Here is a 21321-nt window from a genome sequence, read left to right as displayed (position 1 = left end):
ATGGGTCAACAATTAGAAAAAACGAGAGAACTGATCGCTAAGCGCGAAGAGGCTCGCCTCGGCGGTGGCGAAAAGCGCATCGAAGCACAGCATGCCAAGGGTAAATACACTGCTCGGGAGCGCATTGCTATGTTGCTAGACGAGGGTAGTTTTGAAGAAATTGATATGTTTGCCCTCCATCGCTCTACCAATTTTGGTCTGGACAAAAAGAAGTTTTTTGGCGATGGTGTAGTAGTGGGGAGTGGTACCATAGATGGGCGACTCGTATATATATTCGCACAAGACTTTACCGTATTGGGTGGAGCCTTGGGAGAAATGCTCGCACAGAAAATCTGTAAAGTGATGGATCTTGCCATGAAGGTGGGCGCACCTGTAATCGGACTTAACGACTCGGGTGGTGCACGCATTCAGGAGGGAGTGAATGCCCTCTGTGGCTTCGGCGAAATCTTCGAACGCAATATCCTTGCCTCGGGTGTGATCCCCCAAATATCGGGAATCTTCGGCCCCTGTGCCGGTGGTGCCGTGTATTCTCCTGCTCTTACAGACTTTAATATAATGGTGCGTGGTACGAGCTACATGTTCCTCACGGGACCAAAAGTGGTAAAGACCGTAACGGGCGAAGATGTAACCCAAGAGGAGCTTGGTGGAGCTGATATCCATGCCGGCAAGAGCGGTGTGGCTCAGTTTGCCGTAGATACCGAAGAGGATGGTATCCAGCTTATCCGTCGCCTCTTGAGCTATCTCCCCCAAAATAATATGGAAGAGGCACCTCTCGTAGAGTGTACCGACCCTGTAGATCGTAAAGAAGACCTCCTCAACGAGATTATCCCCGACGAGCCCAACCGTCCCTACGATATGTACGAAGTGATTGGGGCTGTGGTGGATAATGGAGAGTTCCTCGAAGTGCATGCCGATTACGCTCGCAACATTATTGTGGGTTTTGCACGCTTTAATGGTATGAGTACAGGTATTGTAGCCAACCAGCCTCAGGTGATGGCCGGTAGCTTGGATAGCAACTCGTCTCGCAAGGCAGCTCGCTTTGTTCGCTTCTGCGATGCTTTCAATATCCCTATTGTTACCCTAGTGGATGTACCGGGCTTCCTCCCGGGTACCGGTCAAGAGTACAACGCCGTAATTGCACATGGGGCTAAACTCCTTTACGCTTATGGCGAGGCTACCGTGCCCAAGGTAACGGTAACTCTCCGCAAGGCGTATGGTGGTGCCTATATCGTAATGGGCTCGAAGCACATGCGTAGCGACCTAAACTACGCTTGGCCCAGTGCAGAAATTGCCGTGATGGGGCCCTCGGGTGCTGTAGAAGTTGTCTTCTCTAAAGAAGTGGCTGCCGCAGAAGATCCTGCCAAGGCTGCCCTAGAGAAGGAGGAAGAATATCGTCGCGCCTTTGCTAATCCCTACACGGCGGCATCGTATGGCTACCTCGATGATGTGATCGAACCACGCAATACACGCTTCCGCATCATTCGGGCGTTGGAGCAACTCCGCACCAAGCGTCAGAGCCTCCCCGCCAAGAAGCACGATAATTTGCCTCTTTAATCGATTCCATTCCACAGAGATTATGCAAGTAGATCGTTTACTAAGACGTTGCTCCATACTAGCCTCGGCGATAGTGCTTTCGAGCTTGTCGCTAGGGGCCCAGAGCCAGTCTAAGGCTAATGCTCTCCTCGAAGAAGACCCCTCTGGCATTGTGATGACCATCACAGCCATGCTCGTGGTTTTCTTTGGCCTTGCCGTTCTTTATCTATGCTTCAAGGGGGTGGGGAGACTCTCGCAACAACTCTCGGAGCGTAATAAGAATCGTGATAATGCTCCCAAGAGAGGAGTGGCTCCCACTTCAAAAAATGGAATGTCTCCCGAGGTGGCCGTAGCTATTGGTATGGCTCTGTACGAGGCTGCCGGTGGTATGCACGATGAAGAGAGTGGTCTGATAACCATCGATCACACCTCCTCCCATGCCCCTTCGGGCTGGAGCAATAAAGCCTTTAATCAGCGCGTCTCGGGGGTACCTCGTCGTGCCTCAGTTGCCGGAAGATAATATTATTATGAAACGAACTCCTACCACTCCCTCTCCAGAAGTGCTTGCCGCGATTGGTTTGGCTCTTACGGAGTCTCTTGCAGATTATATGCACGATACTACGGATATGCGCCTTACCATACGGAGACCCTCCGTCGCATCAGCTTGGGCACTCAAAAGTCAGATCGTGCGTAGCGTTCCCTCTATCAAGGGGATTTGAAATCATTATTAGAGAGATAGACAACCTGAAAAATGAAAGAATTCAAATACAAAATCAACGGCAATGAGTATGCCGTTAAGCTCAATAAACTCGAAGAAAAGGAGGCAGAAGTGGAGGTAAATGGCACTACCTACCAAGTAGAACTGCTTACAGAGAAAAAAGAAACACCTCGTCCTGTAGTGAAGCGAGTAACTCCGGTAGTTTCGGCCCCTAAGGCTTCGGCTCCCTCTGCCGGAGGCGGTAGCAAGGGCGGTATCAAGGCTCCTCTGCCAGGGGTGATTCTTGATGTGGTAGTACAGGTGGGCGACGTTGTAAAACGGGGTCAGAAAGTAGCTGTGCTAGAGGCTATGAAGATGGAAAACAATATCAATAGCGATCGCGAAGGTAAGGTGCTCGAAGTCAAAGTACAAAAAGGAGAGTCAATACTCGAGGGTACAGACATTGTCGTGATTGGCTAAGCACAAGCATTAGTATAAATAAAACGTAACAACAATCATGGGTTTCGGTAGTTTCCTCGTCGATAATCTTGAGACCTTCTTTTCCTTTACAGGTTTTGCTAATGCTACCACCGGGCATTGGGTGATGTTGGCTGTAGGGCTTCTCTTCATTTTCTTAGCCGTTCGCTACGAATTTGAGCCCCTACTACTAATCCCCATTGGCTTTGGTATGCTCATCGGCAATATCCCATTTAAGGATGCAGGTTTACAGATCGGTATTTATGAAGAGGGCTCTGTGCTCAATATCCTCTACCAAGGGGTGCGGCAGGGCTGGTATCCTCCTCTTATTTTCTTGGGCATCGGAGCGATGACCGACTTCTCGGCTCTTATCTCCAATCCCAAGCTCATGCTCATTGGGGCGGCGGCTCAGTTTGGTATTTTTGGGGCCTACATGCTTGCTCTCCTTTGGGGCTTTGCTCCCAACGAAGCAGGGGCTATTGGTATCATTGGTGGGGCAGACGGGCCTACGGCTATCTTCCTTTCGTCTAAGCTCGCCCCTCATTTTATGGGAGCTATTGCGGTATCTGCCTACTCCTATATGGCATTGGTACCAATTATTCAGCCCCCCTTCATGCGCCTTCTTACTACAAAGAAGGAGCGTTTAATACGAATGAAGCCCCCGCGTGCAGTCTCCAAAACAGAGAAGATTGTCTTCCCCATTGTAGGTCTTTTGCTTACAACCTTCTTGGTACCTTCGGGGCTTCCTCTTTTGGGGATGCTCTTCTTTGGCAATTTGCTCAAGGAGAGTGGTGTGACCAAACGCCTTGCCGATACGGCCAAGGGGCCCCTTATCGACACCATTACCATCCTACTTGGGGTAACGGTTGGGGCCTCAACGCAAGCAACGGAGTTCCTAACGCTCAATTCGATTAAGATCTTCGGGCTGGGTGCTCTCTCCTTCGTAATTGCCACCTGTGCGGGAGTGCTCTTTGTAAAGGTGATGAATCTTTTCTTGAAGAAAGGGAGCAAAATCAATCCTCTTATTGGTAATGCAGGAGTCTCTGCAGTGCCCGACTCAGCTCGTATCTCTCAGATAGTAGGGCTTGAGTACGACCCCACCAACTACCTGCTCATGCATGCCATGGGTCCCAACGTAGCCGGGGTTATCGGATCTGCTCTTGCCGCCGGGGTGCTTTTGGGCTTCCTCGGTACAAACTAAGTTTTGAGCCTAACACAAGAAAAAGCCCTCTCTTACCACTTGCGGTAGGAGAGGGTTCTTTTTTTGTTTTCTGTGGGAGATGGAGAGGATCTGTTGTTCTATTCAATCCCAACGGAGATCCCTATTCCATTATTGGGGATTTGCTTATACACGATTTGTTCATCTCCCTGTTCCACGGCAATAAGTCTGCCGTTGCGAAACACGAGTCGCTGGTTGGCATAGATGTGGGCTGCAGTTTTATCCCATTCGTTCATCAGAGTCTTGAAATAAAAAATTTCTATTTCCGAGCCATCCTTGTCAAGGTGCTTGGCAACCTTTATGGGGCGCAAGCGTGTTTGCTTATAGACTTCTTCTCGAGTCATACCAAGCTTTACTTTAGTGAAGGTGTACGAATCCGACAGACTCAATAGTGTGCTACAGCTCGTTAGTAGCAGAGTGGAGGCGAAAATCCCTCCAAGGATAATAGTTCTAAATTTGCTCATGATGTTAGGTTGTCTTTCTAGTTTGTTCCTTTTACAAAAGTAGGGAATTCTTCCGCTTCTTTTCATCTGTAGGACAATTATTCTCCCTAGGATAATTAATTGCTCAGAATGTTGTACCTTTGCAGGGCTTTGCGCAATCTCTGGCGAGACGGTAGGCTCCTCTTATTAGTGGAAGCACTTCTTCTGCAGCTCGTTACATTGCGTTTGGTAAGAGTACTAATTAAAAAAGAAAGAGTGTATGGACTTCATTAAGTTGGTCAACGACGAGTTTAAGTCGGGTAAAGAGCATCCTAAGTTTACCATTGGGGATACTATTACTATTGAGTATCGCATCAAAGAAGGTAATAAAGAGCGTATCCAGAAGTATCGTGGAACGGTTATTTCGTTCCGTGGTCATGGTGATAAGCGTCGTTTCACCGTTCGCAAGATTTCTGGCGAAGTAGGTGTAGAACGTATCTTCCCTTACGATAGCCCCTTTATCGAAAACATCACAGTAGAAAAGCATGGTAAGGTGCGTCGTGCTAAGTTGTACTACCTCCGTGATCGTATGGGTCGCGCAGCACGTATCAAAGAACGCCGTAAGCTCTCTGCCAGCGTAAAGTAAGACTCTCTCCCCTCTATGGGTGAGATAGAAGACTTTTCGGAGCCGCCTAAGGAGAAATCCTTGGGCGGTTTCTTTTTATCCAAAGGGGCGGTCGGAGATAGAGAAAGCCCCCTGCACTCACAAGGTTGGAGCGCAGGGGGTTTATACGTTTAGCTCGAGGAGCCGTCTTAGGGTAGTAGGATGAGTTGGTTATTCTCTCCTACACTCAGGAGGTAAACCCCGCTGGGTAATTGTGCGGTCTCTATTGGGTTGCTACCTGTTTGTAGAGAGCCTTGCAGAAGCATTTCTCCCTGCATAGAGGAGAGCGAGAAGGCAGTGCGTTGTGCTGTGTAGAGCTGCAAGGTGCGTCCTTCGAGGCTAATTTGGAAGAATTCCGAAGTAGGAGATGTGAGAGCCGTAGCGGCTTTGATGTCGAAGTGCTTCCAAGGCTCAGTCGCTTTGTAGGCTTCTACTGAAGTCTCGGGAACGAAAAGTTCGCAGCGAGAGTAGTCCATGGTTTTACCAAAAACATCTTCTCCAAGTTTTATATCAGAGGGATTTACAACATCAAGGGTCAGCTGATAAAGCGATGTATTCTCAAATGCCATGAGCTTGATCTCACGGATGGAAGCCGGAAGATGTGCCTTAGATACGCCCTTGCAGTCGGCAAAAGCAGCTCCATTGATGGTCTCTATGCCGTTGGGAATTACCACTTCGCCTCTGAAAGTATTGGGTACGTAGTAGATCGTTTTCCCATCTTTGCTGAGGAGCATTTCGTCCTTTACTTCAAATAGAGACCCCTCGGAAAGGGTGAAGTTAATAGCTGTACTACGGAAGGCCCCATTGGCAATCTTTTTCACCTTTTGGGGTACTGTAAGAGTCTTTAGTGCCGTACATCCTTGGAACGAAAAAGCCCCGATCGTCTCCAGATTATTGGGTAGTGTCACGCTCTTGAGGGCATAGTCTCCGAGGAATGTCCCATAGTCTACTTCGGTGATTCCATTGCCGAGGGTTGCCGTCTGTAGTGCCGTGCAGCCTTGGAAAGCAAACATGCCAAGGGTCTCTACGGCATCGGGTATCTCGATTTGTGTCAGTGTAGAGCAGTTCTCAAAGGTGCTCATGCCGATAGAGGTGACGCTATTGGGGATGGTTATAGAGGCGAGCGATTTACAATCCTTGAATAGCGAGTCGCCAAGTTCTTCTATCTCTCTAGGAAGTGTAATGCCAGCGAGCGAGCTACAGCCTTCGAAGGTAGAAGCTCCAAGATCTGTGATGCCATCGTGCAGTGTGAGGGTCTGAAGGGATGTACAGTTCTTAAAGTTACTGCCATTAAACTCGGTAAGATCTGCTGGGAGTATTACCTCATTTAGGCGAGTACAGCCTTCGAAGCAATTTGCGCCTAGAGAGTTGATCTCTCCCGTTGCTTTGAAGGAGGAGAGGGTTGTATTCCCCTTGAAGCTCTCGGCAGGGAGCTCGTTTTCGGGATATTTTTTGACTCCGGCAATGGGACCGCCATCCCCACGATAGGCCTCGATCTTTACCTCCTCGAGAGTCAGATCATTGAGTTTGGAGAGCTGGCGTAGGGCGGCAAAGTCACGAGCATCGAGAGATCCTTTTAGTGTGAGTTGGCTCACCGATTGCTTATGTTCGTCAGAGAGTTGCGAGGCGAGTGTGCCTGCTGTTGTTACATTCAAGGTGAGAGCCGTGGGGGCAATTGGCTGTGCCTCTGCAAGTTGGATAGGAGTATTCAGGATGCAACGAACGGAGTAGCCCATGAATTTATCTTCGAAGAAGAAGTTTGCCACCTTCTGATCCCAGAATAGTCTGAAGAACTCGCCCTTGGTAGCTTCGTAGTCACTCTGTGTACAGCTCCAGAGATAGGCCTGTAGCCCCTTGCCCGAATAGCCGTTGAAATACTTACTCGTAGAGGTGCTCCCGAAGGGCTTAATGTCGAGTTGAGATAGGTTGTTCCCCACCACAATATCCTCCGGTTTGCCTGAGGGCGAGTGGGTCCAGCCCTCTTTGCTCTTGAGCATCACTCCGGCGGTTAGAGAGAGGATTGAGGGATTATCGTACTCATCGGGCATAAATCCGTTGGGGTCAAGGTATTTTACAATAGCCTTCCAGTCATTGGCCGAAGGGACCTGCCAGCCCTTAGGAGCGAGTGGTGTCGTAGTCTCAGTTACGGCATACCAGTTGTAGAGTGCGCCCATTGCGGTGCGATTAGAGGCGTCGCCATCGTAATAAGTTACGGCCGGAGCCTTTGTGGCTTCCCAGTCTTTTTTGTCAAGGCCGGTCTTGATGGGAGTACCATCTTGGAATAGGGCGGTGCGTAGGTTTTCGCGCATCCATATTTTATTCCCGAGCTTTACCACAGCATAGGTCTCCGTCTCTTCTCCACGTTTATCCTCTAGTATATAGGGACGTAGAGTTGCATCTTTTGCATCGGGTATGGGAGTATAACCGCATTGACCATCTTTGGAAATAAAGAACCCATCTCGCCCCGTTTGATCAAAAAGGACGTCGGTGACAGTTCCATCTTCCAAAAATTTAATTATCCCAACTTCGCCTAGTACAATATAGGCTTGAGAGAAGTCTATTGTACGATCTGCTTTGGGGAGGTAAACGAGTTGCATGATCTTTGCTTTCCCATAGAGTACAACGCACTCTTTGGAGAGTAGGGCAACCTCCTTGTTGCCGTCAAGCACGAGTTGAAGATTGCTCTGTGCGAAGGCGTTTTCGTCCAAGGGCGTGAGTTTGATCTGTGCCAAGGATTGTTGGCTACTACAGAGAACTGTAATAAAACTCACGAGGAGTAAAAGGATTTTTTTGTTACTCATAATAAGGGGGATATGGGTTGATTATTTCTTAGATGTTGGGTCGTCTAGATGGGGTTTTAGTGCGGGGATACTCCAGTGGAAGTGCGCTGCAAGGATTCGCAAGATCATTACGGTGAGGGCTGTTGCCGCTTGGGCAACAGGGGCAGACCAACCCAGGTATAGTATGCCAAGGTAGACAAAAGAGCCTATCACGCAAGCCATGGCGTAGAAGTCGTTACGGAAGATCAGGGGAACTTCGTTGATAAGGATATCTCGCAGAATCCCGCCAAAAGAGCCCGTTACGGTACCCATTACAGGGGCAATCCACCAAGGTAGCCCGGCATGTAAACTCTTGGCAACCCCTACGGCCGTAAAGAGCCCCAGGCCGATGGCGTCGAAGATGAATACGGTGTTGTTGATGCGTACGAGCCAGTGGCGGAATACTATGGTAACAATCAGCGCTAGGGTAGCAATGAGCATGTAAGAGGGTTCGGTCATCCAAAATATGGGGAGATCGAGCATAAGATCACGGATAGTACCTCCCCCAACGGCGGTTACAAGTCCGATAACGAATGCGCCAAACCAGTCGAATCTGTGGGCGGCAGCCAGACGTGTACCACTGATGGCAAAGGCAAAGGTGCCGAGGTAATCTGCCCAGCGGACAAACTCAGTAATACTATACTCGGAGAAGGAAATGCTCATAGCTAAAGGTCAATTTAGGGGGTGTTCGATAGTTCCTTTTGGGGCGTATGCACCTCTTTTCCAAGCAGCGTAGCACTGGTGGCATCGTGCACCTCTACGAGCACGAATTGCCCAATGCGAGCCTGCTCTTTGGGGAATACTACTACCTTATTCTGTGATGTGCGTCCAAAGAGTTCTTCTCGAGATCGCTTGCTTGTGCCCTCCACAAGTACCTCAAATTGCTTCCCGATGTCACGCTTGTTGGAGGCGAGGCTAAGTTCGTTTTGCAACGCAATCATCTCATTAAGGCGGCGTATTTTGGTCTCCTCGGGCACATTGTCTTGGAGGTGTTTGGCGGCGAATGTGCCGGGGCGTTCGCTATACTTAAACATGAAAGCACTGTCGAAAGCGACCTCTTGCATCAGTCGTAGCGTCTCTTGGAAGTCCTCTTCGCTCTCGCCACAGAAGCCGCAAAACATGTCAGTGCCGATGCTGCACTCGGGCATGGCCTCTCGGATAGCTCGCACGCGGTCGAGGTACCACTCCCGGGTGTAGTTGCGTTTCATCTGCTTGAGGATATGGTTGCTCCCGCTCTGTACAGGTAGATGTATTTGCTTGCAGATGTTGGGATAACGAGCCATCACAGCGATGGTTTTGTCGCTCATATCTTTGGGGTGAGGGCTTGTAAAGCGGATGCGCATCTTAGGAGCGCGCTCTGCTACGGCTTGCAATAAATCCGCAAAGTCGAATGGAGGAGCATCGGGCGTTGCCGCCTCTCTACGGTACGAATTGACATTCTGTCCGAGGAGGGTTACCTCTCGATAGCCCAGCTCTACCATGTGATCGATCTCTCGCAAAATGCTCTCTACCTCACGGCTTCGCTCGTGTCCGCGAGTGTAGGGAACGATGCAATAGGTGCAGTAATTGTCGCACCCACGCATGATGGAAACGAAGCCGGTGATGTGGAGTCCGGCGAGCTTGATCGGGATCACATCTCGGTAGGTCTCTGTGCGGGATAGATCTATATTAATAGCCTTTTCGCCGGTTTCTACGGCAGCGAAGAGGTTGGGGAGGTCGTTGTAGGCATCAGGGCCTGCTACAATGTCGGCGCCATGCTTCTCTATCAGTTCTTGCCGCACACGCTCTGCCATGCAGCCTAGTACACCTATTATAGAGGGTCTGCCATGTTTGCGGCGGAGTTGGTTGTAATGCTCAAGACGGTTCAGTACCTTCTTTTCGGCATTGTCTCTTACGCTACAGGTGTTGATGAGAATTGCGTCCGCATGGTCCGGTGTGTCACTCATTTCATATCCTGCAGTTTCCATGATTGCAGCAACGACTTCGGAGTCTGCTACGTTCATTTGGCAGCCGTAGGTCTCTATATGGATTTTCTTCGCAAGCGGAAGGAATTCATCTTTTTGCATTTTGAAAGACTCTTAATGGGGTGGTGTTATAATTAATTTATAGGAGAACTTTTTTCACACCAATACTATTGTTGGTTTGGAAAAAGTTGCTACCTTTGCAGTGGAAAAGTAAGATTTTTCATAGTTAAGGTTTTGGTTATGTCGAAAGGGTGAGCTGGGAAGTTCGCCCTTTTGATCTTTATAGGGAACCCTCTTAGAAAGTATTCCTGAGATAGGAAAGCCATGAAAAACAGAACAAAATGCCACGTTTTACCTCTCTGGCAGGGCTCAAAGAGAAAATAATTGGCCTTGGATAGAGAGCCTTTGCTGAATACTATGTATCTTTGAATGCTCATACTCGGTTACAAATGTACGAAAGAGAGCGCATAGAAATAGAATATAGTTACTAAGAGTGTAGCTAAAAAGTTTCCCCTCGAGGGGAGATATATAGGAAAGTTAGGCTATGGAGAAAAAAAAGATGACTGCCCAAGAAGCGGCGGCATTCGTTCAAGATGGTTTTAATGTGGGCTTTGGCGGATTTACTCCTGCCGGGTGCCCCAAAGTTGTGCCCGCAGCAATTGCCGTACGTGCAGAAGAAGAACATAAGGCGGGGCGCCCCTTTTCGATCGGCGTTTTTACGGGAGCTTCTACAGGCGATCGCCTGGATGGTATGCTTGCCCGCGCCAAGGCGGTGCGTTTTCGAGCCCCGTATCAATCAAATAAAGACCTTAGAACTCTAATCAATTCTGGAGAAACAGACTATACAGACTTGCACTTGTCTTCCCTTGCTCAAGACCTGCGTTATGGTTTTTATGGGGATATAGATGTGGCCATTGTAGAGGCTGCTGAGGTTACGCCTGAGGGGGAAATTGTTCCTACTTCCGGCGTGGGGATTTTGCCCACTATATGCCATTTGGCAAAGAAAATAATCGTAGAACTCAACGATCGTCACCCGGCTGCCATTCGGGGAATGCATGATATTGCAGAGCCCCTTGACCCTCCTTATCGCAAAGAGTTGCCTATCTACAAGCCGAGTGATCGGGTAGGTCAACCTTTTATTAAGGTGGATCCCGACAAGATTGTGGCCATTGTAGAGACAAGTGAACCCAACGACGAAGGGAGCTTTACCCCTCTTGATGATGTGACTAAGGCTATCGGCGAAAACGTGGCTCGCTTTTTACAAACCGAGTTGGAGGCCGGACGCATCCCCAAAGAGTTCCTGCCGGTACAGAGCGGTGTGGGCAATGTGGCAAATGCCGTGCTCGGTTCTCTTGGTGATAATGAGGGTATTCCCTCTTTCGAGGTTTACACAGAGGTGATACAAGACTCGGTAATTGAGCTGATGAAAAAGGGACGCGTGCGCTTTGCCAGCGGTTGCTCCCTATCGGTAAGTCGCTCTGTAATCCAAGAAATATACAGCAATCTCGACTTCTTCAAAGACAAGTTGTTGCTCCGCCCCGTGGAGTATTCTAATAACCCGGAGATCGTGCGCCGATTAGGGGTTATCACCATCAATACAGCCCTCGAAGCCGACATCTTCGGCAATATTAACTCTACCCACGTAAATGGGACCCGCATGATGAATGGGATCGGTGGCTCGGGCGACTTTACACGTAATGCCTATCTTTCTATCTTCACCACGCCCTCCACGGCAAAGGATGGCAAGATCAGTGCCTTTGTGCCCATGGTGTCGCATCTCGACCACAGTGAGCACTCTGTGAAGGTAATTATAACGGAATATGGGATTGCCGACCTGCGAGGCTTGTCGCCTCGCAAGCGTGCTCGTTGCATTATAGACAACTGTGTACACCCCGACTATCGTCCGCTGCTCAACGAATATCTAGAGCGTACGAAATACGGACAAACCCCGCATGACCTGAAAGCCTGCTTCGCCTTCCATCATGCCATTGCCGAGAAGGGCGATATGCGTTTGGCTGACTTCGACAAATAAAACAATTCTCAATTTATAAAAATCAGATTATGAGTAAAATAGATCTTAGCAAGTACAATATCCTCGATCCCGTAGAAGTATTGTATAATCCCTCCTATGACACGCTTTTTGCCGAGGAGATGAAACCCGAGCTTACGGGCTATGAAAAGGGGCAACTCACCGAGCTGGGTGCGGTTAATGTGATGACAGGTATCTACACAGGGCGCTCTCCTCAGGATAAATTCTTCGTCTTGGATGATACAACTCGCGATACCATTTGGTGGACGAGCGACGAGTACAAAAACGATAATAAACCCATCACTCCCGAGGCTTGGACTGAACTCAAAAAGATCGCTACCAAAGAGCTTTCCAACAAACGACTTTTTGTTGTAGACGCTTTCTGCGGTGCCAATGAGAATACTCGCCTCAAACTCCGTTTCATTATGGAGGTGGCTTGGCAAGCTCACTTTGTGACGAATATGTTCATTCGCCCCACAGCCGAAGAGCTCGCCAACTTTGGCGAACCCGACTTTGTAATCATGAATGCCTCCAAGGCTAAGGTGGAAAACTACAAAGAACTCGGCTTGAATAGCGAGACAGCTGTAGTATTTAACCTCACCGAAAAGATGCAGATTATCCTTAATACTTGGTATGGGGGTGAAATGAAGAAGGGTATGTTCTCTTACATGAATTACCTCAATCCGCTAAGTGGACGTGCTTCTATGCACTGCTCTGCCAATACAAGCCTGGATGGTAAGGAGACGGCCATCTTCTTCGGTCTCTCGGGTACGGGTAAGACAACGCTCTCTACAGACCCCAAGCGCAAGCTCATTGGAGACGACGAGCACGGCTGGGACGATGATGGCGTTTTCAACTACGAAGGTGGTTGCTATGCCAAGGTTATTAATCTGAGCAAGGAGAGCGAACCCGACATTTACAATGCAATCCGTCGTGATGCTCTTCTTGAGAACGTAACCGTAGATGCCAACGGCAAGATCGACTTTAGCGATAAGAGCGTAACGGAGAATACCCGTGTATCTTACCCAATCTACCATATTGAGAACATCGTTAAGCCTGTATCGAAGGCCGGTCACGCCTCTAAGGTTATTTTCCTCTCGGCCGATGCCTTTGGTGTATTGCCTCCGGTTTCTATCCTTACGCCTGAGCAAACGCAATACTACTTCCTCTCCGGATTTACGGCAAAACTCGCCGGTACAGAGCGTGGAGTTACGGAGCCTACTCCTACTTTCTCCGCCTGCTTTGGTGCAGCTTTCCTCTCTCTCCATCCTACAAAGTACGGACAGGAGCTTGTAAAGCGCATGAATGCCGTTGGAGCTAAAGCCTACCTTGTAAATACGGGTTGGAACGGAACGGGTAAGCGTATCTCTATTAAGGATACGCGTGGTATCATAGATGCGATCCTTGATGGCTCTATAGATAAGGCGCCCACCAAGGAGATCCCCTACTTCCGTTTTACGGTTCCCACGGAGCTTCCCGGGGTAGATTCTAAAATCCTCGACCCCCGTGATACATATGCTGATGCCTCCGAGTGGGATGCTAAGGCACGCGACTTGAGCGAACGTTTCATCAAGAACTTTACCAAGTTTACCGGTAATGAGGCCGGTAAGGCACTGGTAGAAGCCGGTCCAAAGCTAGACTAAAGTTCTCGCCCATATCCGTTTAGGATATTCCCCAATTGCCCTTTTGTCTAAGGGTGGTTGGGGATTTTATTTTACCCTCTCCGCTATTAAAGTCTTAAAAAAAGAGATTCCTCTTGTTTTATTGATCTAAAAAGAGGAGGTTCCCGTCTTATTTTTTTCTACCTTTGCGCTAATTTGTTAATAGGATTAAGAACAAAATGATGAAGAAATTATCTGTTTTAGGAGTAAGCGCAGTGGCTTTGTTGCTCTCTGCTTGTAATGCAATCTCTAGTATTGTAGGTGTCCCCACGGATACAAAAGAGACATGGGAAAAGGTGCAAGAGATAATCGAAAAGAAGGTCGATGCCGACAAGTTTAAGGTTATTGGCTTGAACCTAAGGAGAGAGACTCGTTCGGGACAAGAATTGGACAACGAACTCAACTATTGCAGTGTATTGATGGTAGACAAGGATGGTGCTGCGTGGCAACAGGTCTTCTTTGTAGATGGCACTATTGGCAACCTTTCTTCCTACTCACTCGGGGAGGGGCGCGATTTTTCGGATGTTCCTGCACTTGATGTAAAGAGCATCTCTCCGGAAGAGTATGTAAAACAGATCGATGCTGCCAAGAAGATAATTGAAGCAGAAGGTCTTAAGTTCTGCTGTGTTGACTCTTATAGTATCGACAATTCTCGTAATGATGGAGAGAGGGTATGTGAGTTCACTTTGAATGTTACTGAGAAGGAGGCTAAGAAGGTAAGCAACGCCGGCCGCACCTCTATCGAATACTACGAAGTTCCTTTTGTTGTTTCAAAGCAAGGTGTAGTTTCGCTTGAGGGTAGTGATGCTGACGAAGATATTGATGAGGACGCTGATCTAGACTAAGAGATAGATATTTCGCCCTCCCTCTTCGCTTTACTCGAGAGGGGATAAAGGGAGTCTTTCCGGGGACGTGCAAGGTGGCTCTTGTAGAGTTACGACTTTGCCGACGGAGAGATTCCTTTTTTTATCCTGAAGGGGAGGCAGAATAAATGGTTTGGGGCTAGGGGATGAGTGAGGTTATTCCCTTTCTGAGTATTCCCCTAAAGATGATTTTTTTCTTGCCCAAGAAGTCGTTCCCTTTTTGCCTGAGAATAAAAAAGATTTAGCCTGAGAAATCTGAGGATTTCAGCCTAAAATGCCCCATCGTTTAGGGTGGTAAATTTTTTATTTCTACCCAGAGAGAAAAAAGATCCTTCGGGGGTTGCTTTGCTCCTTTTGGGAGGTTTTCCCTCTTTTTCTCCCTCTTCTTTCGGAGAAAACAACTGAGAAACGAAGAGGATTGAACGGAATAAGCTAACTTTGTCCCATAAGAACGAGATTCGTATGGAAGATATAGAGCTTTACGGAAGGGTATTTGCACCTTACATTACTTATCGTGAGATTGATGCTGCCATCCGTCGTATGGCAGACGAGATACGAGCAGACATGGAAGGCAAAGATCCCCTCTACGTGGTGATCATGAACGGCGCCTTTATGTTTGCCTCTGAGTTGCTGAGTTATATCGGCACAGAGCATGAGGTCGCTTTTGCTCGCTACTCGTCGTATCAAGGGACGCAGTCTACCTTCAGCCTTAAGGAGGTAATGCCCGTTAGTGCTCCCCTCAAGGGGCGTCACGTTGTGATCTTGGAGGATCTTATCGACTCCGGCTATACGATGCAAAATGTAAAGGCCTTATACCTCGATGAGGGGGCTCTAGAGGTGCGTATCGCAGCCATGCTCACAAAACCCAAGGCTCTAAAGTGTGATGTAAAAGCAGACTATGTAGGGCTTGAGATCGACAACGATTTTATTGTAGGCCACGGCTTAGATTTCGATGATAGAGGGCGTATGCTCCGAGATATTTACAAACTCAAAGAGTGATGATAAACCTAATCTTATTTGGAGCCCCGGGGTCGGGCAAGGGTACTCAAAGTGCCAATTTGGTACAGCGTTATCAGCTAATGCATGTATCGACCGGAGATATTCTCCGTGCAGAGATTAAGGCGGAGACAGCGCTAGGCCTCAAGGCTAAGGCTTTGATAGAGGCCGGTCACTTGGTACCCGATGAGGTGATCATTGGCATGATGGAAGACCTCGTTGCCTCTCATCCCGATGTAAAAGGCTTTGTCTTCGATGGCTTCCCTCGTACCGTAGGTCAGGCCCAAGCCCTCGATCTTTTGCTCAAGCGTCACCAGACCAAGGTGAGTGCTATGCTCGAGCTTTCTGTGCCCGATGAAATGGTAATTGAGCGTTTGCTCCTCCGCAAAGAGAAGGAGGATCGTAGCGATGACAACATAGATACCATTAACAATAGACTTAAGGTCTATCGTACACAGACGGCTCCCGTCTCGGAGTATTATGCCCAGCAGGGTAATCTCCATTTGGTCGATGGTACCGGTAAAGTAGAGGAGATCTCCGAGCGTCTCTACCAAATTATTGATAAACTCGCTTAGGCGACTGCTGAGGGTAGATGGCAGAAAGCAATTTTGTAGACTATGTGAAGATCTACTGCCGCTCAGGTAAGGGCGGTAGAGGTTCGGCACACTTCCGTCGTGAAAAATATATCCCCAAAGGTGGACCCGATGGGGGAGATGGTGGTAATGGCGGGAGTATTTACATTCGCGCCAACCGTAATTATTGGACGCTTCTTCACTTGCGTTTCAATCGGCATATATATGCCCCGAGTGGCGAGAGTGGTGCAGGTGCTCTCAAGACCGGCTCTTCGGGTAATGATGTGATAATAGAGGTGCCCCTTGGTACCTCCGTGTATGACGCTACAACCGGGGAGTTTATCCTCGATGTTACGCGCCACGAAGAGCAAAAACTACTCCTCAAGGGGGGGCGTGGAGGGAAGGGAAATTCTTTCTTCAAAAATGCTACCAATCAGGCTCCTCGTTTTGCACAACCCGGCGAACCGGCACAGGAGCGTGAGATCATCTTGCAGCTCAAGACCCTTGCCGATGTAGGGTTGGTTGGCTTGCCCAATGCCGGTAAGTCTACGCTATTGAGTGCCATAACAGCGGCTAAACCCAAGATTGCCGACTATCCCTTTACTACCCTTGTTCCTAACCTCGGAATTGTTAGTTATAGAGATAATCGCTCCTTTGTAATGGCAGATATCCCCGGTATTATCGAGGGTGCTGCAGAGGGACGTGGATTAGGGCTTCGCTTCCTCCGCCATATCGAACGCAATTCCATCCTCCTCTTTATGATCCCTATTGATACGGAGCATATCTATCGGGAGTATGAAGTCTTGCTTGCCGAGTTGCTCAAGTACAATCCGGGGTTGGGTTCTAAGCGTCGTCTCCTGGCAATTACCAAATGCGACTTGGCCGACGACGAATTGATCGAGATGGTTCGTGAAGAAATTCCTCAAGAGCTACCTCATGTTTTCATCTCGGCAGTGGCGCAACGTGGCCTTACAGAACTAAAAGACCTGCTCTGGCAGGAGCTCAATCGTGAGATGCCCTACGACAATACAGAGCTGGTACGCGAGGCCATGCAGGTAGAGACTCTCCACGACGATGATGCTCTTTACAATAAAGAGGGAGCTATTGAGTGGCTAGAAGACGACGAGGACGACGAGGACGAATTGCTTGATATTGAGTGGGATGATGAGGTAAAAGATGAGCTAGGGCTCAACGATTAACCCTCTCTCCTCAAGTCTAAATCCTTACCAAAGTACTACATATCCATAGCTGCAAACCTATTGGGGCAGCTATGATTTTATCTAAACTTTTATGCGACACCATGTATCCATAGCCCCTGACTTTGCTCGGCTTTGTCCCCATTTTTCCATGGCAATAATTGAGGCAAAGGTCTCTAATATGCCTACAGACCACCTGCTCAAAATGGAGATGGATAGGCTCATGGCACAAGTGGTTCTCACCACGCAACTAGATAAGATAAAGGAGATGCCTGCCATCCATTATACGAGAGCAGCTTACAAACTCTGTGGCAAAGATCCCAATCGCTACCGACCGGCTGCCGAGCAGTTGCGCCGACGTATTGTCAAAGGCTTGGGGTTGTATTGGGTCAATCAGCTTGTCGATTTGGGCAATATCGTCTCCATAGCTACGGGGTATTCACTTGGCGTCTTCGATGCCGATACCCTACAAGGGGATATAACATTGCGTATTGGCTCTGCCGATGACCACTTCGAGGGGATTGGCCGTGGCGTGCTTAACGTGGAGGGGTTGCCCATTTACGAAGATGCTTTAGGTACTTTTGCGACCCCTACAAGCGACTCAGAGCGCAGCAAAGTAGAATTATCTACTCGCAACGCTCTGATCTTTATCAATAATTATGTACCCCAAGAGGAGGGAGGAGACGCCCTTCTGCAAGAGGCAAAAGAGCAGACTATCGAGCTACTCCGGCGGTTTGTACATGCAACAGATATCGACTCTACAACTGTTGCTAGCCGCTCGGTGTAGAGAACTAAATTGCTGGACTAGAGACGGTAGGCAATCCTTATAGATAGTTCCGGAATAGATGCAGGGCTTAGTAGAGAGTAGTAGGCTATCCCCCATTCTCCCCCTCCGACTGACCGATTATCGGGACCGAAAGGAAAGGCTAGTTTTAGGCCTGCCTCAGCGCCCAAGTACCAACGTCCGCTATTCCCTATAGGGCGTAAGAATCCGCATCCTACTCCCCCGCCGGCATAATAGGGCTTGCCTAATGCTGTGGTGGTGCCAAAGAAGGAACCCGCCACAGCCTTTACTTGAGCGTAAAACCCTGACCCAAAAGTTCCCGAGAAGTAGTATCTTGCCATGGGAGAGATGGCTATGTTAGGCATTTCCAAAAGCCAGAGGTGCGTTGTAAGATCGGCACCGAGAGAAAATTTGGGAGAGAGCGCACGTTCGACCCCTAGGTTAATTCCAAAAAGAAGGTGCTGAGGTGCGGTACTTATAAGGGTCTGGGGGACACCGCTTTTTGTGTCACTTTTTTGTTGTGCAAGGCTAGGTGCGATAGAGGCCAAAAGAGCGGCTCCGCAAAGGATTGCGTGGTAGAGCCAATGGTGTTTCCTATTCATCATTGCTTTGTTAATTAGAGTGTTGTTGGTGTTATTTTATTGTAGAGTCGAGACTAAGCAAGAGCGTAGTACAGCAACGAATATCGGCTACGTAATGGTTGCTAGCCGCTCGGTGTAGAGAACTAAATTGCCGGACTAGAGGCTGTAGGCAATCCTAACAGATAGTTCCGGAATAGCTGCCGGGCTTAGTAGAGTGTAGTAGGTTATTCCCCAGTCTCCTCCTAAGGCTGGACGATCTCCTCCGTCACCAAAGGGAATGGCTAGCTTGATCCCGCAATCGGCACCTAGGTGCCAACGTCCGGTTTTCCCTATAGGAAGTAAAAATCCGAATCCTACTCCCCCGCCTGCGTAATAGGGCGCATCGAATACTGTAGCACCGAAGAAGTAACCCGCCACAGCCTTTACTCGAGCGTAAATCCCCGCGCCTACAGTACCCGTGAAATAGTATTTAGCCATCGGGGAGATCGCTATGTTAGGCATTTCCAAAAGCCAGAGGTGCGTTGTGAGATCGGCACCGAGAGAAAAATTGGGAGTGAGGGAGCGTTCGAGCCCTAGGTCAATTCCAAAAAGAAGGTGCTGAGGTGCGGTACTTATAAGGGTCTTGGGGACACCGCTTTTTGTGTCACTTTTTTCTTGTGCAAGGCTAGGTGCGATAGAGACCAAAAGGGTAGCTCCGCAAAGGATTGTACGGTAGAACCAATGGCATTTTCTGTTCATCATTACTTTGATAATTAGTGTGTTGTTGGTGTTTTTTTTGATGTAGATCCGAGACCAGGTAGGCGTAGTACAGCAATGAATATCGGCTATACAATGGTTGCTTATTGCTTGGTATAGAGAACTAAATTGCCGGACTAGAGACGGCAGGCGATCCTAATAGATAGTTCCGGAATGGATGCCGGGCTTAGTAGAGTATAGTAGGGCAACCCCCATTGTGGTCTTACGGCTGGCCGGTTTTTATCGACCCCAAAGGGAATGGCTAGCTTGACCCCGCCATCGATGCCCAGGTGCCAACGCCCGGTTTTCCCTATGGGGCGTAAAAATCCGAAGCCTACTCCTAGGCCTGCATAATAGGGAGCGTCTAATGCTGTAGTGCCAAAGAAGAATCCCGCCACAGCCTTTGCCCGAGCGTAAATCCCTGAGCCTACAGTGCCCGTGAAATAGTACTTTACCATGGGGGAGATCGCCATATTGGGCATTTCTAAAAGCCAGAGGTGCGTTGTGAGATCGGCACCGAGAGAAAATTTGGGAGAGAGCGCACGTTCGACCCCTAGGTCAATTCCAAAAAGAAGGTGCTGAGGTGCCGTACTTACAAGGACTAGAGGTCCCTCTCCTTTTGTGTCACTTTTTTCTTGTGCAAGGCAGGGAGCGATAGCGGCCAAAAGAGCAGCTCCGCAAAAGATTGCGTGGTAGAGCCAATGGTGTTTTCTGTTCATCATTACTTTGATAATTAGTGTGTTGTAGCTGTTTTGGTCGTGGGGTTGAGACGGAGCAAGTGCCTAGTGGCGCTTGCGGAGGTCGGCTCTACAATGGTTACTAGTCACTCAGTGTAGAGACCGAATTTGCCGCATTAGAGACTGTAGGCTATCCTTATCGATAGTTCCGGAATAGATGCCGGACTCAGTATTGTATAGTAGGCAGCGCCCGAAGATCCTTTCTGGGGCGATTGACTTCCTTCGGGGCCAAAGGGGACAGCCAGCTTGATGCCACTATCGGCACCCATGTACCAACGCTTGGATTTCCCTAAGGGAAGTAAAAATCCGAAGCCTATCCCCAGACCCGCATAATAGGGCGCATCTAGAGCCGTTTTGCCAAAGAAATAGCCCACAACAGCCTTTGCTCGAGCGTAGATCCCCGTCCCTACATTTCCCCAGAAATAGTATTTCCCAATGGGAGAGAGAGCTACGTTTGGTGTCTCTAAGAGCCAGAGATGCGTTGTGACATCGGCACCGAGAGAAAATTTGGAAGTGATGGAGCGTTCGAGTCCCAGGTTCACTCCAAAAAGAAAGTGCTGAGGAGCGGTGCTGAGAAGGAGCTGAGGAACCTCTTCTTTTGCATCACTTTTGTGTTGAGCATGGCTAGGAGCGATGGAGGCCAAAAGGGCTGCTCCGCAAAGGATTGTGTGGTAGAACCAATGGCGTTTTTTATTCATCATTACTTTTATAACTAGCGTGCTGTTGGTATTTCCTTGTTGTAGAGGCCAGTCTAGACAAGGGCATAGTAAAGGACCCATCCCGCCGCTCCTGCAAGTGCGATGAGGAGGATTGGGTGTACCCAACGCTTGATTGCGGCCATAAAAGTAATAGAAAATAATAAAATACTGCGCAAGTCTGGGAAGTTCTCTTGTACTACAATGGTCTCAGCATTCCCATGGCTTATCCATTGCCAAACACCCTCTGCATGAATCGAGAGGAGTAGAGCTGCCGAGGCGATAAGTCCAACAGAGGCGGGGCGGATACCTACAAAAGCGGCTTCCACCCATCGGTTTTGTCGGAAACGTGAGAAGGCCATGGAGATGAGCATCACCAGAATAAAGGAGGGGAGCGAGACGGCTAATGTGGCCACAATAGCCCCGAGGATAGAGCCCGTAGCCGTGTAGCCAATATAGGTGGCGCTATTGATGCCGATGGGCCCCGGTGTGACTTGGCTCAGTGCCACTATGTCGGTGAATTGCTGCTCCGTGACCCAGCCTTGCTTTACCACTACTTCGTCTTGTACAAGAGAGAGCATGGCGTAGCCCCCTCCGAAGCCGAAGAGTCCGATTTTGGTGTACGTCCAAAAGAGCTGTAAGTAGAGAAATAGGGTAGTCATACTCTTTTGTTAGGC

At 48.9% G+C, this 21321-nt stretch carries 22 protein-coding genes; 13 read left to right on the top strand and 9 right to left on the bottom strand.

What is annotated here, in order from left to right; all coding sequences use genetic code 11:
• The 5 genes from Q0090_RS05305 to Q0090_RS05285 are packed head-to-tail and all read left to right on the top strand — an operon-like array spanning window position 1 to window position 3908.
• Window positions 1-1554, top strand: coding sequence for an acyl-CoA carboxylase subunit beta (locus tag Q0090_RS05305; protein WP_004332160.1), 1554 nt, complete (start codon window positions 1-3; stop codon window positions 1552-1554).
• A 22-nt stretch (window positions 1555-1576) separates the two neighbouring features.
• Complete coding sequence (locus tag Q0090_RS05300; RefSeq protein WP_297948302.1) at window positions 1577-2053, top strand: OadG family protein; 477 nt, start codon at window positions 1577-1579, stop codon at window positions 2051-2053.
• Window positions 2054-2060: 7 nt separating this feature from the next.
• Window positions 2061-2252: a hypothetical protein gene (locus Q0090_RS05295; protein ID WP_297948300.1), complete on the top strand. Its 192-nt coding sequence runs from the start codon at window positions 2061-2063 to the stop codon at window positions 2250-2252.
• A 32-nt stretch (window positions 2253-2284) separates the two neighbouring features.
• Window positions 2285-2710 carry a biotin/lipoyl-containing protein gene (locus tag Q0090_RS05290; RefSeq protein ID WP_004331992.1) on the top strand — a complete coding sequence of 142 codons (426 nt, stop codon included), beginning with the start codon at window positions 2285-2287 and terminating at the stop codon, window positions 2708-2710.
• A gap of 37 nt (window positions 2711-2747) precedes the next feature.
• Entirely contained in the window at window positions 2748-3908 is a 1161-nt protein-coding gene (locus tag Q0090_RS05285; protein ID WP_297948294.1) for a sodium ion-translocating decarboxylase subunit beta, read from the top strand.
• Window positions 3909-4006: 98 nt separating this feature from the next.
• Here Q0090_RS05285 and Q0090_RS05280 read toward each other — a convergent pair whose 3' ends face one another.
• Window positions 4007-4390 carry a hypothetical protein gene (locus Q0090_RS05280; protein ID WP_297948292.1) on the bottom strand — a complete coding sequence of 128 codons (384 nt, stop codon included), beginning with the start codon at window positions 4388-4390 and terminating at the stop codon, window positions 4007-4009.
• Window positions 4391-4628: 238 nt separating this feature from the next.
• Here Q0090_RS05280 and rplS point away from each other — a divergent pair, with 238 nt between their 5' ends.
• Entirely contained in the window at window positions 4629-4994 is a 366-nt protein-coding gene (rplS, locus tag Q0090_RS05275; protein ID WP_297948289.1) for a 50S ribosomal protein L19, read from the top strand.
• Between the two features lie 167 nt (window positions 4995-5161).
• Here rplS and Q0090_RS05270 read toward each other — a convergent pair whose 3' ends face one another.
• From Q0090_RS05270 to miaB, 3 genes are read right to left on the bottom strand one after another with little or no spacing between them, the layout of a single operon-like run.
• The gene (locus tag Q0090_RS05270; RefSeq protein WP_297948286.1) at window positions 5162-7813 is read right to left on the bottom strand and encodes a leucine-rich repeat protein; all 2652 of its coding nucleotides are present in this window, start codon (window positions 7811-7813) and stop codon (window positions 5162-5164) included.
• A gap of 21 nt (window positions 7814-7834) precedes the next feature.
• Entirely contained in the window at window positions 7835-8494 is a 660-nt protein-coding gene (locus Q0090_RS05265; RefSeq protein WP_297948282.1) for a trimeric intracellular cation channel family protein, read from the bottom strand.
• Between the two features lie 14 nt (window positions 8495-8508).
• Window positions 8509-9897: a tRNA (N6-isopentenyl adenosine(37)-C2)-methylthiotransferase MiaB gene (gene miaB, locus Q0090_RS05260; RefSeq protein WP_297948279.1), complete on the bottom strand. Its 1389-nt coding sequence runs from the start codon at window positions 9895-9897 to the stop codon at window positions 8509-8511.
• 442 nt (window positions 9898-10339) lie between these two features.
• On the opposite strand from miaB, the gene Q0090_RS05255 reads away from it, so the two are divergent.
• The 7 genes from Q0090_RS05255 (at window position 10340) to Q0090_RS05225 (ending at window position 17899) form a co-directional block, all read left to right on the top strand.
• Window positions 10340-11827, top strand: a complete 1488-nt coding sequence (locus tag Q0090_RS05255; RefSeq protein WP_297948276.1) for an acetyl-CoA hydrolase/transferase family protein — start codon at window positions 10340-10342, stop codon at window positions 11825-11827.
• A 29-nt stretch (window positions 11828-11856) separates the two neighbouring features.
• The gene (gene pckA, locus Q0090_RS05250; RefSeq protein ID WP_297948273.1) at window positions 11857-13467 is read left to right on the top strand and encodes a phosphoenolpyruvate carboxykinase (ATP); all 1611 of its coding nucleotides are present in this window, start codon (window positions 11857-11859) and stop codon (window positions 13465-13467) included.
• A gap of 197 nt (window positions 13468-13664) precedes the next feature.
• The gene (locus Q0090_RS05245) at window positions 13665-14330 is read left to right on the top strand and encodes a hypothetical protein (protein WP_297948269.1); all 666 of its coding nucleotides are present in this window, start codon (window positions 13665-13667) and stop codon (window positions 14328-14330) included.
• 480 nt (window positions 14331-14810) lie between these two features.
• A complete protein-coding gene (locus Q0090_RS05240) occupies window positions 14811-15347 on the top strand; it encodes a phosphoribosyltransferase family protein (protein ID WP_297948266.1) in 537 nt (178 codons plus the stop codon).
• The gene (locus Q0090_RS05235) at window positions 15347-15919 is read left to right on the top strand and encodes an adenylate kinase (RefSeq protein WP_297948263.1); all 573 of its coding nucleotides are present in this window, start codon (window positions 15347-15349) and stop codon (window positions 15917-15919) included. Before Q0090_RS05240 ends, Q0090_RS05235 begins: the two co-directional genes overlap by 1 nt.
• Window positions 15920-15936: 17 nt before the next feature.
• Window positions 15937-17115: a GTPase ObgE gene (gene obgE / locus Q0090_RS05230; RefSeq protein ID WP_297948261.1), complete on the top strand. Its 1179-nt coding sequence runs from the start codon at window positions 15937-15939 to the stop codon at window positions 17113-17115.
• A 91-nt stretch (window positions 17116-17206) separates the two neighbouring features.
• Entirely contained in the window at window positions 17207-17899 is a 693-nt protein-coding gene (locus Q0090_RS05225) for a phenylalanine--tRNA ligase beta subunit-related protein (protein WP_297948258.1), read from the top strand.
• A 17-nt stretch (window positions 17900-17916) separates the two neighbouring features.
• Here Q0090_RS05225 and Q0090_RS05220 read toward each other — a convergent pair whose 3' ends face one another.
• From Q0090_RS05220 to Q0090_RS05200, 5 genes are all read right to left on the bottom strand, one after another.
• Window positions 17917-18501, bottom strand: a complete 585-nt coding sequence (locus Q0090_RS05220) for a DUF3575 domain-containing protein (RefSeq protein ID WP_297948255.1) — start codon at window positions 18499-18501, stop codon at window positions 17917-17919.
• Between the two features lie 132 nt (window positions 18502-18633).
• Window positions 18634-19218, bottom strand: coding sequence for a hypothetical protein (locus Q0090_RS05215; RefSeq protein ID WP_297948252.1), 585 nt, complete (start codon window positions 19216-19218; stop codon window positions 18634-18636).
• Between the two features lie 131 nt (window positions 19219-19349).
• On the bottom strand, window positions 19350-19934 hold the full coding sequence (locus tag Q0090_RS05210; protein ID WP_297948249.1) for a hypothetical protein: 585 nt from the start codon (window positions 19932-19934) through the stop codon (window positions 19350-19352).
• A 131-nt stretch (window positions 19935-20065) separates the two neighbouring features.
• A complete protein-coding gene (locus Q0090_RS05205; RefSeq protein ID WP_297948246.1) occupies window positions 20066-20650 on the bottom strand; it encodes a hypothetical protein in 585 nt (194 codons plus the stop codon).
• 50 nt (window positions 20651-20700) lie between these two features.
• Entirely contained in the window at window positions 20701-21306 is a 606-nt protein-coding gene (locus Q0090_RS05200; RefSeq protein WP_297948243.1) for a chromate transporter, read from the bottom strand.
• Window positions 21307-21321 lie beyond the last annotated feature (15 nt).

Source organism: uncultured Porphyromonas sp. (assembly GCF_938023125.1).
GTDB lineage: Bacteria > Bacteroidota > Bacteroidia > Bacteroidales > Porphyromonadaceae > Porphyromonas.
This window is presented reverse-complemented; position numbering and strand designations above follow the sequence as displayed.